The sequence below is a fragment of the Lysobacter antibioticus genome (assembly GCF_000731095.1).
Taxonomy (GTDB): Bacteria; Pseudomonadota; Gammaproteobacteria; order Xanthomonadales; family Xanthomonadaceae; genus Lysobacter; species Lysobacter antibioticus_B.
This window is the reverse complement of the sequence record NZ_JMTZ01000012.1, coordinates 32803-48266: the sequence shown is the minus strand read 5'-3', so window position 1 is coordinate 48266 and position 15464 is coordinate 32803. Positions and strand designations below refer to the sequence as shown.

The following is a 15464-nucleotide window of genomic DNA, read 5'->3' as shown; positions in this document are numbered from 1 at the left end:
GCGGCCTGCTAGCGGCTGAGGAATTCGGGCGACATCAGGATCAGCGACACCATGCTGCGCAATCGGTCCTGGTTGTAGTGGCGCTTGAGGTCGCTCGCCGCCCAGGTGTTGGTGTCGGTGACCACGTAAGTGAGCGGGTCGCCGTTCTGGGCCATGAAGGCGATCAAGGTCTGGCGGCGCGCCGCGGTCGGCAGATAGCCGAGGATGCGCTTGCACCAGAAATCGACCAGCTTGGTCGGCGTCCACGACGGCACCTTGCTGCGCGTGGTGGCGAGGATCGGCGCCATCGGCACGCCGCCGTCCTGGGTTTCGGTGATCCAGTTGAGGATCTTCCAGGTCATCGCATAACTGCCCGAACCCGACCACGCGGCCTGGGTGTCGGGATAGCCGTTCGGCGCCGGCCATTCGTAGGGCGCGTGGCCGGTGAAGCCCATGCGCCAGGCGAACTCGTCGCTCTTCGGCGTGCCGACCGCAATCGTCCAGTCGCTGCCGAGCGTGCGCATCGCTGCGGCGACGGCCTCGAACGGGCGCCGCGACTTCAGGCCCCAGGCTTGCGCGAACGCGCTCGACAAGACGATGTGGCGCAGCGTCAGCGCGATCTGGTCGGCACTGCGCCAGTTCTGGCGGAAGATCGCCGCCGCGCTGGTCACAAGAGCCGCGCTGGGCGTGTCGCTGACGAAGCGGCGGATGAGTTTCTTGCAGATGAAGCGGGCCACGCCGGGGTGGCTGGCGAGGCGGTCGAGTACGTCGCGCCCGTCCTTCAGCGCCGGCTGCTCGGGATAGAGCATGCGGCCGAGCAGGAACTTCGGGCCGGCATCGTGCCAGGCCTGGCGATAGACGAAGCTGCCGTCGTTCTCGGTCGGGTACTGCCAGTGGCCGTTCTTGATCGACCAGCCGGTGAAGGCCGAGGCGGTCTCGTAAACGTCGATGTCGGTGTAGCCGGCCGGGTAGGTCGGGTCTTCGGCATCGGGCGGAACCTGGAACGGGTCCATGAAACCCAGGTAATGCTCGGCGCCGAGCGTATGCAGTTCCAGCAATTCGCGGGCGAAGTTTTCGTTCGGGCCGGCGCGCGTGTTGGAGGCGTTGTCGAGGTAGTAGAGCATCGAGGTGCTCTTGGCGACTTCCTCGAGCATCGCGCGGAAATTGCCGAAGGCATGCGGGCGCAATACGTCGCGCTGGTAATGCACGTAGACCGGGCCGGCGTCGTAGTCGCTGGCGGTGACGTTGAAATGGTCGTGCCAGAAATTGACCATGACCTCGCGCAACTGGCGCTTGGAATGCACCGCGCGCACCAGCGCAGCGCGTTGCGCTTCCCAGGCTGGGCGCATGCGCACTTCGTAGGCCGGGTTCGGCTTGACATGGTCGGCCCACAACTGGGTTAGCGATTTGCCCAGGGTGGTGTAGCCGGCGTTGAGCAAACGCGTCTCGACCGCGCTGTCGTCGATGTTGGCCCAGTCCAGTTGCCAGTCGACGTAGTTGGCCAGCCGTTGCGTATCGGTGGTGCCGAGCGCGTTGAACTCGCTGATCGATTGCGCGGTGGCGCCATAGCTGAGGCTGGCGAGCGCGCGCACCACGAACGGAGGACGCGGCAGGTCGAGCGGCGAAACCAGCAGCGGCGAGGCCTGCACGTCCGGCGCGGCGCTTTGCGTCGCGTCGAGTTTGGCGCGCGCGGCTTTCGACGGCGTGCTGCGTCCGAGCGTGCCGTAACGATCCTGCAGTCGAGTGCGGATCGCGGCCTGTTCGGAGGCGGTTATCGAGCGGGTCATCGGCGCGCTCCTGTCATCGGTCGTGTCGGGGAGCGCGAGCTTATGTCGGCCGGCAAGCCGCAAAGTCCTGGTTGCGTCACAGATCAATGTGTCGTGGGATGCGCTACGTCACTGTTCGAATGCGCACAGGCGACGGCGAATTCACCACGATGGCGCAGTTATCCCCATCAACGTGCGAACGGTCACGCAGATAACGAGCACTTATCGAATCGCATTGCGTGCGGCTTTGCCGATTCTGTCGATTTGCCGACGCCACGTTCACGAGCGGCTCGCATCGGCTTCGTGCGCAAGCGCACATCGCCGTTTCGACGGGCTCGGCAGGCTCTGCGTCGCAAAGCAAATTCCCGGTCGCCATATGCAGATGCAGCGCCTTCATTTCTGTGTGTGCTGCATAGCAACAAAGATGAATCGAACGCCAGTCGCCAGTGTCCGGGGATCGCAACACCCGGCGGCCTGGCCCACCCCTCTGCCAAGGATTCCCCATGCACGCTGTCCTGCGGCTGCAACGCCGTCCGCTTTCCGTCGTTCTCGCCCTGGCGTTGCCCATGATGGCCGCGTCCGCTGTCCAGGCCGCGGAGGCACCGCCGGCCGACCGGGCCGCGACCAATCTCGAACAAGTTGTCGTAACCGGCTCGCGCATTCCGCGCGCAACCCTGGAAGGGCCGTCGCCGGTCACCATCATCAGCAAGGAAGAGATCGACGCGCAGGGTTATCGCAGTGCCTTCGATGCGATCAGCGCGCTGACCCAGAACACCGGCTCGGTGCAGGGCGAGGATTTCGGCAATACCTTCACGCCCGCGGCCAACACCATCAACCTGCGCGGCTTCGGTCCCAACCACACCCTGGTGCTGGTCAACGGCCGGCGCCTGGTCGATTACCCGCTGGCGTATGAGGGTTCGGTCAACGTCGTCAACCTCGCCAACATTCCCACCGCGCTGATCAAGCGCATCGAAGTGCTGGCCGGCGGCGCCTCGGCGATCTACGGTTCGGACGCGGTCGCCGGCGTGGTCAACATCATCCTCAAGGACAAGTTCGAAGGCACCGAAGTCAATCTGCGCGTCGGCGGCACCGAGCAGGGCGGCGGCCAGAACCAGCGCCTGCAGGTGGTCAGCGGTTTGTCGGGCGACAAGTTCGACGCGGTCTTCGGCATCGAGCTGCTGCATCGCGAAGCGATCTGGGGCGACCAGCGCGACTTCATGGATTCCTTGCTCGACCAACCTTCCGGCACGGCGCTGCTGCCGACCCAGGTGGCGTTCCGGCGCAACGCGCAGAGCAACGGTTTCATCGACCCGGGCGCGGCCTGCGATGCGGTCTCGGGGCTGTACCACGGCTCGGTGCAGCGCACGCGCAATCCTCGCCAGGGCTGGTACTGCGGCAGCAACGAGGCCTCGCCGGCGTTCTGGACCGTGCAGACCCAGAAGAAAAACGCCGATGCCTACGGTTCGTTGACCTGGCGTCTGAGCGACCGCACCGAGGTGTTCGCCGACCTGCAACTGGGCATTTCGAGCATCGAGAACAACACCCGCGCGCCGAGCTGGACTTCGGACAACAACTATTTCTACAACCAGGCCAGCGGCCTCAACGAAATCTGGTACCGCCGCATCGCCCCGGAAGAGATCGGCTCGGCGCACGCCAACAACAATCGCTTCCTCGAACGCTCCTGGGCGTTCACCACCGGCCTGCGCGGCAGCTTCGGCGAGTCGGGTTGGGACTTTGAGGTCGCCTACAACCGCGGCCGCTACGAGAACCGCACCAAGCGCCGCCAGTTCCTGAAAGGCATCAACGAGTTCTACCTCGGCCCGCGCCTGGGCACGCGCAACGGCATCGGCGTGTACAACCCGAGTCCCTCGCGCCTGTACCAACCGCTGACGCCGGCCGACTACCAGCGCCTGACCGGCTTCTACGAAAGCGAGAACGCCGCCTGGATCCAGAACCTCAGCTTCACCGTCAACGGCGACCTGTTCGAGCTGCCGGCCGGCACGGTCGGCTTCGCCGGCGTGCTCGAAGCCGGCAACCAGGGCTACAGCAACCGCCCCGATGCGCGCCTGGGCGACGGCACGTTCTGGAACACCAGCTCGGGTACGCGTGCCGAAGGCGAGCGCGACCGTTATGCGATCGGCGCCGAGATCAACGTGCCGATCTTCAGCACCCTGACCGCATCGGCGGCGGCGCGCTACGACGAGTTCCGCTTCGCCGGGCGCAAATCCGGCAAGGGCACCTGGAACGTCGGCCTCGAGTACCGCCCCTTCGACAGCCTGCTGCTGCGCGGCAGCGCCTCGACCAGTTTCCGCGCGCCGGACATGAACTACATCTTCGCCGCGGAAACACGCGGCTATAACCCGGGCATGACCGACTACTGGCGTTGCCGCACCGCCGGCCAGCCTTACGACAATTGCGATTACTCGGGGCTGGCGATCGATTACACCAGCGCCGGCAACCGCGACCTGAAGCCGGAAAGCGGCAAGTCCTACGGCTTCGGCCTGGTCTGGTCGCCGTCGGAACGCTTCGACGTTTCGCTGGATTACTACAGCATCCGTCTCGAGGACGAAGTCACCAACCTCAGCAGCAGCCGCATCCTGCGCGAGGAGGCCGATTGCCGTCTTGGCGCGACCGTCGGCGGCGAGGGCCGCGACATCAACTCGCCGCTGTGCCAGAACGCGCTGAGCCGCGTGCTGCGCAACCCGGCCGATGCCGCGGTGCAGCCGAACCAGGTTCGCCGCGTGCTCATCAATGCGATCAACGCCGCGTCCGAACGCACCGACGGCATCGACCTGAAGACCAACTTCCGTTGGAACGCCGGCCGCTACGGCGACTTCAGCAGCCGCCTGGGCTACACCCTGGTGCTCAAGCACGATTACCAGCAGTTCTCCGACGACGAGAAGACCGATCGCCGCGATTCGCTCGACGCGACCGATTGGCGCAGCAAGATCAATGCCGGCGTGACCTGGAACATCGGCCCCTGGAGCTCGAACCTCGTCGCCCTGCGCTACGGCAGCCTGCCCAACAGCGACGGCAGCGGCCGCATCGCGCCGTACACGCGCTACAACGGCAGCGTTTCGTATCGCTTCAACGACCGCGGTTCGATCGCCTTCATCGTCAACAACCTGCGCGATTCCAAGCCGCCGGCGGACCGCAGCGGCGGCGGCTGGCCGTTCTATCCGGTCGGCAACTACGACCCCTACGGCCGTCAGTTCTGGCTCGAGCTCGACTACCGTTTCCGCTGAGGACGCGGCACAGGCGCGAGTCCTGCATCGACAAAGAAAAAGCGGGCCTCGGCCCGCTTTTTCTTATCCGGCGGACGTGGCCGAACCTGCGCTCAGAACGGCCCGTTGATCGCCAGCGAGCGGCTCAGCGTCTTGGCTTCGCCGGTGGCCAGGTTGGTGTAGGTCACGTTGACGATGTCGGAGATCGCCATGCCGCCGCGGTACTGCTGGCTGCAGCGCGAAGTGGTGCAGGGCAGCACCAGGCCCAGCTCGGTGGTCCAGACATAGCTGTAGCTGCCGGCCGGCAGATTGCGGATCTCGAACGCGGCGGTGTAGCTGCTGGCCGGATAGAACGAGGTGCAGCGGCCGAAGTTGCCCACCGGCGGTTGGTCGTTGGGGCTGACGAAGCAATACAGCACCGGCCCGGTGATGGCTTGGGGTGCGATCTGCTGCGCGGCCGCCGGCGCGAATGCGGAGGCGGCGACCGCGGCGGCGACGAGCGCGCTGCCGAACAGGGTGTTCATGAGAGCCAATCCCTTTGATTTCATGAGGTCCGTTCCTGAAGTGGCCAGACGATTCTGGCCCGGCCGAGGATAACGCGCGGATATCGGGCGGGGCCGCGGGCTGTCGGAACTGACAGGGCCGTCACGAGTCCCCGCCGCGGCCGCGGGCCGCGGCTGCGACCGGATGACGCAGGCTCCGGGGCGGCCCGCGGGCGCATTGGCGCGGATGCGATAATCGCCGCTCCCGCTCCGTGGACTCCGCCTTTGCTGCACCTGCTGATCTACCTGCGATACATGGCGGTGGCCGGGCAGATGCTCACGGTCGCCTATGTCGTCGAGCGCCTGAATCTGCCGATTCCGGCACGGCCCTTGTTGGCGATTTCGGCCGGCCTGCTGGCCTTCAACGTGGTCAGTCATGTGTGGTGGCTGCGCCATCGCAACGCCGGTGCGCGCGCCTTGATCCTGCAGTTGCTGGTCGATCTGCTGACCTTGACCGCCTTGCTGTATTTCTCCGGCGGCCCGGCCAACCCCTTCGTGTCGCTGTACCTGGTGCCGGTGGCGGTGGCGGCGATCGGCCTGGAAATCGCGCCGATGCTCGGCCTGACCGTGCTGACTGCGGCGCTCTACACCTGGCTGCTGCAACACCACGTGCCGCTGCCGCACGTGCACGGCGGCGATTTCGAGCTGCACGTGACCGGCATGTGGGTCAATTTCCTGCTTTCGGCGGTGATCATGGGCGTAGTCCTGAGCCGCTTCATGAGCATCGTGCGCGACCAGCGCCGCCGATTGTCGGAAGCGCGCGAACGCGCGATCCGCGACGAGTCGTTGTCGGCGCTGGGTTCGCTCGCCGCCGGCACCGCGCACGAACTCAATACGCCGCTGGCGACGATGAGCCTGTTGGTCGACGACTGGATCGCCAGCGACGCGCCGCCGGCGCGCGAGGACGTCGAACTGCTGCGCGGCCAGCTCGCGCATTGCCGCGACCATGTGCGCGCGCTGGCCGAGATGGCGCGCCGTGGCGCCGCCGGCGAAGCCACCGTCGAAGACGCCGACCGTTTCGTCCACGCCTGCGTCGATCGCTGGCGTTTGCTGCGGCCGAACGCGACCGCGGTGTTCCGCGGCGGCGCCGCCGATCGCGAAGTGCGCATCGACGCGGCCTTGCCGCAGGCGCTGATCAACCTGATCAACAACGCCGCCGACGCCAATGCCGCGCGCGGCCGCGACGAGCCGGTCGAGGTCGCCACGCAGGTGCGCGAGGGCTGGTTGGTGGTGACGATCCTCGACCGCGGCGCCGGCCCCGCCGGCATTGCCGCGCGCCCGCGCCACGACAGCGAGGGGCCGGGGCTCGGCATCGGCCTGATGATCTCCAAGGCCAGCATCGAACGCAGCCGCGGCCGCGTGCGCCAGTTCGAACGCGAGGGCGGGGGCTGCGTTACCGAAGTCGATCTGCCGCTGACCGGGGCGCCGGCATGAGCCTGCCCGCACGCATGCTGTTGATCGACGACGACCTGGCCTTCTGCCAGGTGCTGGCGCGCTTGCTGCAGCGTCGCGGCGTCGAAGTGCAGGCGCGCCACGATGCGGCGAGTGCGCTGGCGGCGCTGGACGAGTTCGCGCCCGAAGGCATCCTGCTCGACCTCAAGCTCGGCGCCGACAACGGCCTGCTGCTGATCCGCGACCTGCGCGAGCGCTGCCCGCAGGCGCGGATCGTGCTCGCGACCGGCTACGCCAGCATCGCCACCGCGGTCGACGCGATGCGGCGCGGTGCCTGGAACTACCTGCCCAAGCCGTTCGACATCGAAGCGTTGGCGCAGTCGTTCGAGTCGCCCGCGGCCGAAGCGCCGCCGCCGGAACCGCCGCTCGACCCGCCGTCGTTGAGGCGCCAGGGCTGGGAACACGTGCAGCGCGTCTTGGCCGAATGCGGCGGCAACGTCTCCGCCGCCGCGCGCGTGCTCGGCGTCGATCGGCGTACCCTGCAGCGGCGCCTGGCCAAACGGCCGGTGCGCGAGCGATAGCCGCGACGAATCCGCAAGACGCGGCGCCTGTAAAGGGTAGGAGCGGCGCGAGCCGCGACCGCGCTATCTCAAGCGGCTTCGTCAGCCCGGTAGGGTGGGGAACGCTTCAGCCACGACCTTTTACATCGCGTTGCGCCGGCTCTGCGGCGGCGCGGTCGCGGCTTGTGACCGCAGGAAATCCCCGTGGGACGCCGCTCCTACCCTTGAAGCGGTGAGGCGCTATTCGGCGGCGGACTTATAGCGCTGCAGCCAATGCGCGGTGCGTTCGAGGTAATACTCCGGTGCCCGCGGTGCGTAATCCAGATACTCGAAGGCGGCGTGCTTGAACGCGACTGCCGGTTCGATCTGGGTGCCTTCGTGCCATTCGTTGAACGAGGTGATGCCGATGAACGGCGCGCCGCTGTCGATCGCCGCCTCGAACATCGCGTCGTAATAGCGGCCGCCGTCGCGCTCCTTCGTGTTCTTGGCATTCCAGGGGCGGACGCGGGTGTCGATATAACCCGGGCCGACCGAAGGAACGAACAGCTTGCCGTGTTGCTTGGCCCAGCGCTGCAACTCGGGCCAATGCTCGGGCGTGGCGCCGTAGCTGAAGCCGCGGCTGGCGAAATAGGTGTAGAAGCCGTCGAAGCCGGACTGCTCGAAGAAGGCATGCTCGTCGGCGCCGACCCACAGCCCGAGCACATCGGCATCGAAAGCGGTGCCGCGGATGCTGTCGGCACCGTCGCGGCCGAGCACCTGGGCCCAGTCCTTGGCGTCGATGACATAGGAGTCGTAGACGAAGAACAGCGGGCGTTTACTGTCCGGATCGCGATAGAAGGCCGGATGCGCGCCGAAGGTCTCGACCAGATAGCGGATCGAGGCGCGCGCGTCGGCGGCGGTCTTGCGCGCGGCCGGCTCGATCTGGAAGCAGATGCGCACGCCGTGGCGCTGTGCGGCTTCGAACAGCGGGCGCAGGCTCTTGTAGCTCGGGTCGTCGACGCCGAGCCAGGTCACCGCGATCACACCGATCCGCGCCGAGGCGATCATCGCCATGTGGCGCTCGATCACCGCCGGGTCGGCGCTGCTGTATTCGCCGAGTTGCGGATAGAAATTGGCCGAGATGTCGCCGTTGCCGGGCAGGCGCTTGGCCGTCCGGTCGCGGTCGTTCTCGCGCAATACATCGTGTGCCCAATGCAGCGGCGCGCCGTCGAGCGTCGGGCTGCCGTACCAGTTGTAGTAGAAGGCGATCGCGCGCGGATTCAATGCGTGCGGCGCATCCGCCGCCGAGGCGAGCAAGGGCGACAGCAGCGAGACGATCGACAACAGGCAACGCAGTAAGAGCAGGCGCATGGACGAGTAGGGCAGCGGCGACCGCCCGACTATAGGACGCCGCGCGCGTCGCGCACAGCGCCGGCGCAGCGGCAGCGCGCGGTTTTGGCATTGTCGAAATCGTCGAAACGCATCGGGTCCCCGATGATTTCGCTGCTGCGCTCGCCGACACGTCGTCCAGGGCGAATATTTTTCGATTCGTTTGGAATTTTTTGGATGGCCGGACGGTCGCGCTGAAGGCCGATGGCCTGGCTTCGGCCGAACCCCGCCGCGGCGCAAGCCGCGACCGCCGTCTCAGGCCACGGCCGCGGGCCGCCGGCACCCAACGGCGCGCATCGCTTTCTGTGATGCCACTCAACGTCGCCGGCGGAACGCCGTTCGTATTCACGTGGACGCCGCCCCGGCGCGGGCGCAGTGTCGGTAGCCGTCCCACGACGCCAGCAGCAGGGACGCCCGCAGTCGCTCTTCAGCACTTCTCTAACCCGAGCCGCCGTCGTCGCCGACGGCGTTCCATCGATCCATCGGAGAACTCGCATGACCGACCGTCGTCTGTTGCATCTCGCCATCGCCGTAGCGATCGGCTTCGCCGCCACCGCTTCTTCCGCTCCGGCCGCCTCGCCGGGCGCCGATCCGCGTTTCGAACTCGATCTGGGCGGATTGCGTTTCGACCCGCTCGCATCCACGCCGGTGCAGCCCAGCAGCGCCTGGGGCCGCGCGCGCGCCGATGGCGAAGACTGGCGCCTGATCCAGTTCGGCGGCCCGGTGCGCCAGGCCTGGCTCGACGAACTGCGTCGTGCCGGCCTGGAGCCGGTGCAGTACGTCCATCCCTACACTTATGTCGCCTGGGGCCGTCGCGATGCTTTGTCGCGGCTTGCCGGCCGCCCTGAAGTGCGCTGGAGCGGCGATTTCCTGCCCGCGTATCGGGTGCAACCAGAACTGCGCAAGGCCGACCTGCGCAAGGCCGCGGCCGGGCCGGTCGAGGTCGATGTCGTCAGCCGCCGCGGCAACTCCGGCTTCGTCACTGCATTGAACGTGCTCGGTGCGAGCAAGGTCGGCGCCGAGGCGCATGCGATCGATCGTCATCTGCAGGCGCAGACTCTGCGGTTGTCGGCCGACCGCCTCTCGGCGCTGGCGCAGACGCCCGGCGTTTACAGCGTGCAGAGCGTGCCGACCGACGGCGGCCTGCGCGGCGAGATCAGCAGCCAGATCAACGCCGGCAACGTCAACGCGAGCAATTTCGCCTTGCCCGGTTATCGCGCTTATCTGACGTCCATCGGCGTCGACGGCAGCGGCGTGACTATGGCCAACGTCGACAGCGGCATCTACCACACCCATCCCGACCTGGCCGCGCGCATGACCGCCTGCGTGGGCAGCACCTGCGGCGCGGCGGCGAGCAGCGCGCACGGCACCCACACCGCGGCGATCATGGCCGGCGACGGCGCATCGAACGTCAACGCGACCACGCCGAACGGCAGCTTCCGCCGCGGTCTCGGCGTGGCGCCGGGCGCCAAGTTGGTCGAGCAGCGTTATTCGCCGACCTACAGCCAGGCCGGCGGCATGTTGCTGTTGATGACCCAGTCGGTGCGCAACCGCGCGGTGATCTCCGGCAACAGCTGGGGCCCGGCCGGTTCGCCGCGCGGTTACGACAACGCCACCCGCCAGGTCGATGTCGGCGTGCGCGATGCCGACCCCGATGCGCCCGGCGATCAGCCGCTGAACTACGTGCTGTCGTTCATGAACGGCAACGGCGGCACCCAGAGCCAGGGCACGCCGGACGAAGCCAAGAACACCTTCACCATCGGCTCGACCAAGGGACAGACCTCGGCCACGGTGCAGCTGACCGCGATCAACGACTTGTCCAGCAACACCGCGCACGGGCCGGCGCTCGATGGCCGGCGCATACCGAGCATGGTCGCGCCGGGGTGTTCGATCGACTCGGCCAACAGCGCGAGCGGCCACGGCCTGATGTGCGGCACCAGCATGGCCTCGCCGCAGGTCGCCGGCGCCAGCGCCTTGTTCGTGCAGTACTACCGCGCACGCTTCGGCGTCGATCCGAGCCCGGCGTTGACCAAGGCCGCTTATACCGCGGTCGCGCAGAACCTGATCGGCCGTCTCGATGCCGACGGCGGCACCCTCGGCACCGCGCCCGACAGCAAGCAGGGCTGGGGGCGGATGCTGATCAAGCCGGTGCTGCAGCCGGCGCAGAGCGTGCAATACGTCGATCAGAGCCGTGTGTTCAATGCCAGCGGCGAGACCTGGACGAGGACCTTCACCGCGGCCGACCCGAGTAAGCCGATCCGGATCATGCTGGTCTGGACCGATGCGCCCGGCCATGGCCTCGGCGGCACCACCCCAGCCTGGAACAATAACCTCGATCTGCGCGTCACCGCCGGCGCCAGCACTTACCTCGGTAACGTTTTCTCCAGCAGCGGCTGGTCGGTCACCGGCGGCAGCGCCGATGCCAGGAACAACGGCGAGGGCGTGTTCCTGCAGGCCGCGCAGCATGGCGGCAGCGTCAACGTCGAAGTGCGCGCGACCGACATCAACTCCAACGCACTGCCGAACGCCGGCGACGACACCGACCAGGACTTCGCCCTGGTCTGCTACAACTGCGCGGGTTGAGCCTTCCTACCCGCTTAAAGCCCCTCTCCCGCGTGCGGGAGAGGGGTGGGGGTGAGGGCGGATGAGGTGAGGTAAGGGCAGATCGATACGCAACGAACGATCGATGAGCCGCCGCAACGCCGGCCTCACACCACCCCGGTCGCATAGAACACCCCGATCACCACGAACACCGCCATGGTCTTGATCAGGGTGATCGCGAACACGTCCTTGTAGGCCTGGCGATGGGTCAGGCCGGTCACCGCCAGCAGGGTGATGACCGCGCCGTTGTGCGGCAGGGTGTCCATGCCGCCGGAGGCCATCGCGGCGACGCGGTGCAGCACTTCCATCGGGATGCCGGCGGCGTTGGCGTTGGCGATGAAGCTGTCGGCCATGGCCGCGAGCGCGATGCTCATGCCGCCCGAGGCCGAGCCGGTGATGCCGGCCAGGGCGGTCACCGTGACCGCTTCGTTGACCAGCGGGTTCGGAATCGCGGCCAGGGCATTGGCGACCACCAGGAAGCCCGGCAGCGCGGCGATGACCGCGCCGAAACCGTATTCGCTGGCGGTGTTCATCGCCGCGAGCAGGGCGCCGCCGATCGCCGCCTTGCTGCCTTCGGCGAAGCTCACCGTCACCGGCTTCCAGGCAAAGACGACCACCGCGGCGATGCCGATCAACAGCGCGCCTTCGACCGCCCAGATCGCGGCGATTTTCGACACCTCCTGCACTACCGGCGCGGCGTCGCCGATGACCGCCGGGTCGAAACTGTGTCGAGCGCCGTACACCTGCGGCAGCCACACGCTGAACGCTTTGTTGGCGATGCCGACCAGCAGCAGCGGCAGGATCGCGACCGCCGGATGGGCGAGGCGGCCGCCGGCGAACGGCGCCGGCTCGTTGATCAGATTCTCGCCGTAGCCTTCGCCGGCGCGCAGCGCCACGCGGCGGCGCCAGTTCAGATAGAGCAGGCCGACGATCAGGATGAACACGCCGCCGATCAGGCCCAGCCAGGGCGCGGCCCAGGTGTCGGTGCCGAAGAACGCGGTCGGGATGATGTTCTGGATCTGCGGCGTGCCCGGCAACGCGTCCATGGTGAAGGTGAACGCGCCGAGCGCGATGGTGCCGGGGATCAGGCGCTTGGGAATGTCGCTCTGGCGGAACAGCTCGGCGGCGAAGGGATACACCGCGAACACCACCACGAACAGCGACACGCCGCCGTAGGTGAGCAGGGCGCAGACCGCGACGATCGACAGCATGGCGCGTTCGCGCCCGAGCAGGCGGATGGTCGCGGCGACGATCGATTTCGAGAAGCCCGAGACCTCGATCAGCTTGCCGAACACCGCGCCGAGCAGGAACACCGGGAAATACAGCTTGAGGAAGCCGACCATCTTGTCCATGAACAGGCCGGTGAACATCGGCGCGACCAGGCTCGGGTCGGTCAGCAGCACTGCGCCGAGCGCCGCCACCGGCGCGAACAGGATCACGCTGTGGCCGCGATAGGCGACATACATCAGAAAGCACAGCGCGGCCAGCACGATCACGAACGCCATCGGTTTGTTTCCCCGTGACGAACGTCCAGGCCCGTCGGTGCGCGCAGTGTCGGCAAGCGCGGGCGGACGGGGCATTGTCCGAAGGTACAGCTGCCCGGCGTGACCGCGTCCTCATAGTCTGCGCGGCATGACGGGGGCCTTCGTCCAGCTGCCGCCGCCATTCTCGCGTGGGGGCGGAATGGCGGCGGTGCGGACACCGGCCCATCGCGATCGCTACGAACGGCTGCTGCAAACGGCCGCTACAAGGGGAGAGACACACGTGAAGCAAGGCAAGCAGACACGCAGCAAGATCGGTCACAGCACGTTGAGCCTGGCCATCGCCGGCGCGTTGCTGGCGCCGGCCGCCTGGGCGCAGGAAGCCGCGCCGGCCGCCGAGGCGCAGGCCAAGACGCTGGGTTCGATCACCGTGACCGCGCGCAAGCGCGAGGAGACCTTGCAGGAGGTGCCGGTCGCGATCACCGCGTTCACGCCCGAGGCGCTGGATCGGCTCAATGTCGAAGACCTCAGCGACCTCGACGCGCAGGTGCCCAATCTGACCATCTACGCCGCGCGCGGCTCCAGCAGCACCATCACCGCTTATATCCGCGGCGTCGGCCAGTCCGATCCGCTGTGGGGCGTCGACCCGGGCGTCGGCATCTACATGGACGATGTCTACATCGCCCGTCCGCAGGGGGCCTTGCTCGACGTGTTCGACGTCGAGCGCATCGAAGTGCTGCGCGGCCCGCAGGGCACGCTGTACGGCAAGAACACCATCGGCGGCGCGATCAAGTACATCTCGCGCGGCCTGCCGACTTCGCTCGACGGCTTCGCTTCGGTCACGGTCGGCAACTACGGCCAGCTCGACGTCAAGGCGGCGATCGCCGGCCCGATCGGCGGCAGCACCCAGGGCGGCGATGCCACCCTGCGCGGCCGCCTCTCGGTGGCCAGCCTCAACCGCGACGGTTTTGGCGAGAACGTGGTTACCGGCCAGGACGTCAGCGATAAAGAGATTCTCGCCCTGCGCGGCAGCCTCGGCGCCTACGTCAGCGATGCCCTCGATATCCAGTTCGCCTTCGACTGGATGGACGACCAGTCCGGCGTGCGCGGCGCCAAGATGCTCGCCGCCAACCGTTTCGCCCCGGGCCAGGCGCCGCTGAATTCGCGCTACGACATCCGCAGCGGCATGCCCAACATCAACGACACCACCATCAAGGGCGCGTCGGCGACGGTCAATTGGCGCGCCAGCGAAGACTGGAGCTTCAAGTACGTGCTGGCCAAGCGCGAGTCGGACACCGAGACCAACATCGACTTCGACACTCTGCAGAACAAGATTGCCGACGTGAAGGCGTTCTACAGCGACCAGCAGATCACCCACGAGCTGCAGGCCAACTACGACGGCGGCGGCCGCGCCCGCGGTGTCATGGGCGTGTACGCCTTCGACGGCGAGGCCGGCGGCCAGGTGCTCAACAACTTCTTCAACGCCAGCTTCGGCGACACCCAGGGCACGGTCTTCACCGAGAGCATCGCCGCTTATGCCGACTGGACCTTCGATCTTACCGACAAGCTCAAGCTCGACGTCGGCGTGCGCTACACCGACGAGGACAAGCGCGCCAAGGTGCTCAACCGCGGCTACCGCGACGCCAGCTTCAGCGTGCCCAACGGCCTGGTCGCGGCGAATTTCGACCGCAAGATCAATTTCAAGAACACCTCGCCGAAGATCTCGCTCGACTACCAGATCGCGCCCGACATTCTGCTGTACGGCCTGGCCACGCGCGGCTTCAAGTCCGGCGGCTACAACATCCGCGCACAGGCCGCCGCGGTGCCGCGCTCGGCCGAGCCCTTCGACGACGAGGTCGTCGACAGCTTCGAAGTCGGCAGCAAGATGGCCTTCTTCGATCAGCGCCTGTTCTTGAACCTGGCCTATTTCCACAACGACTACAAAGACATCCAGTTGTCGGTGTTCACCGCCTACGACAGCAACGGCGACGGCACCAACGATGCCTTTTTCGGCGATTTCACCAACGCAGGCTCCGGCACGGTGCAGGGCCTGGAAGTCGAATACCAGTGGCTGCCGAACGAGCATTGGCTGATCTCGGGCAACCTGGCCTGGCTCGACGCCAAGTACGACGAATTCATCTATGCCGGCGTCAACATCGCCAACGAGCAGGAGTTCACCAACGCCCCGGACTTCTCCGGCGCGCTCAACGTCGAGTACCGCACCGACCTGAGCAACGGCAGCAATCTGTCGGCGCGCGTGGGCTACAGCTACCAGAGCGACGTGGTGGCGACCACCGAGATCATCCGTACCGGCGCAGTGCCGATCACCCAGGACGGCTATGGCCTGGTCAACGCCGGCGTGACCTGGAAGAGCCCGGGCCCGTGGACGGTGTCGCTGCAGGGCACCAACCTGGCCGACAAGGAATACCGCACCACCGGTTACAGCCTCAACTCGGCCTTGGGCGTCTACACCGGCTTCTACGGCCCGCCGCGCCAGTACACGCTGTCGGTGAAGTACGCGTTCTGATCGTTGCCGCGGCGACCGACGACG

At 67.1% G+C, this 15464-nt stretch carries 9 protein-coding genes; 5 read left to right on the top strand and 4 right to left on the bottom strand.

The genetic code is table 11. From position 1 onward, the window contains the following. Nucleotides 1-8: 8 nt before the first annotated feature. Complete coding sequence (locus tag EX88_RS24330; RefSeq protein WP_051884501.1) at nt 9-1766, bottom strand: DUF1800 domain-containing protein; 1758 nt, start codon at nt 1764-1766, stop codon at nt 9-11. Nucleotides 1767-2248: 482 nt separating this feature from the next. Between EX88_RS24330 and EX88_RS0104695 the strand changes: the two genes are divergently transcribed. Then, complete coding sequence (locus EX88_RS0104695; protein ID WP_031370847.1) at nt 2249-4990, top strand: TonB-dependent receptor plug domain-containing protein; 2742 nt, start codon at nt 2249-2251, stop codon at nt 4988-4990. Between the two features lie 92 nt (nt 4991-5082). Here the strand turns inward: EX88_RS0104695 and EX88_RS0104690 are convergent, their stop codons facing one another. Then, the gene (locus EX88_RS0104690; protein WP_031370846.1) at nt 5083-5493 is read right to left on the bottom strand and encodes a hypothetical protein; all 411 of its coding nucleotides are present in this window, start codon (nt 5491-5493) and stop codon (nt 5083-5085) included. A gap of 243 nt (nt 5494-5736) precedes the next feature. Here EX88_RS0104690 and EX88_RS0104685 point away from each other — a divergent pair, with 243 nt between their 5' ends. Next, entirely contained in the window at nt 5737-6945 is a 1209-nt protein-coding gene (locus tag EX88_RS0104685) for an ATP-binding protein (protein WP_051884499.1), read from the top strand. Beyond that, on the top strand, nt 6942-7484 hold the full coding sequence (locus EX88_RS0104680; RefSeq protein ID WP_031370844.1) for a response regulator transcription factor: 543 nt from the start codon (nt 6942-6944) through the stop codon (nt 7482-7484). The genes EX88_RS0104685 and EX88_RS0104680 overlap by 4 nt, the downstream gene beginning before the upstream one ends. Nucleotides 7485-7703: 219 nt before the next feature. Here EX88_RS0104680 and EX88_RS0104675 read toward each other — a convergent pair whose 3' ends face one another. Then, the gene (locus tag EX88_RS0104675) at nt 7704-8813 is read right to left on the bottom strand and encodes a glycoside hydrolase family 99 protein (protein WP_051884497.1); all 1110 of its coding nucleotides are present in this window, start codon (nt 8811-8813) and stop codon (nt 7704-7706) included. A gap of 513 nt (nt 8814-9326) precedes the next feature. On the opposite strand from EX88_RS0104675, the gene EX88_RS0104665 reads away from it, so the two are divergent. Continuing rightward, nucleotides 9327-11414, top strand: a complete 2088-nt coding sequence (locus EX88_RS0104665) for a S8 family serine peptidase (RefSeq protein WP_031370842.1) — start codon at nt 9327-9329, stop codon at nt 11412-11414. 125 nt (nt 11415-11539) lie between these two features. On the opposite strand, the gene EX88_RS0104660 is transcribed toward EX88_RS0104665, so the two are convergent. After that, complete coding sequence (locus EX88_RS0104660) at nt 11540-12937, bottom strand: GntP family permease (protein WP_031370841.1); 1398 nt, start codon at nt 12935-12937, stop codon at nt 11540-11542. 316 nt (nt 12938-13253) lie between these two features. On the opposite strand from EX88_RS0104660, the gene EX88_RS0104655 reads away from it, so the two are divergent. Further along, nucleotides 13254-15440, top strand: a complete 2187-nt coding sequence (locus EX88_RS0104655) for a TonB-dependent receptor (protein WP_031370840.1) — start codon at nt 13254-13256, stop codon at nt 15438-15440. Nucleotides 15441-15464: the final 24 nt, after the last annotated feature.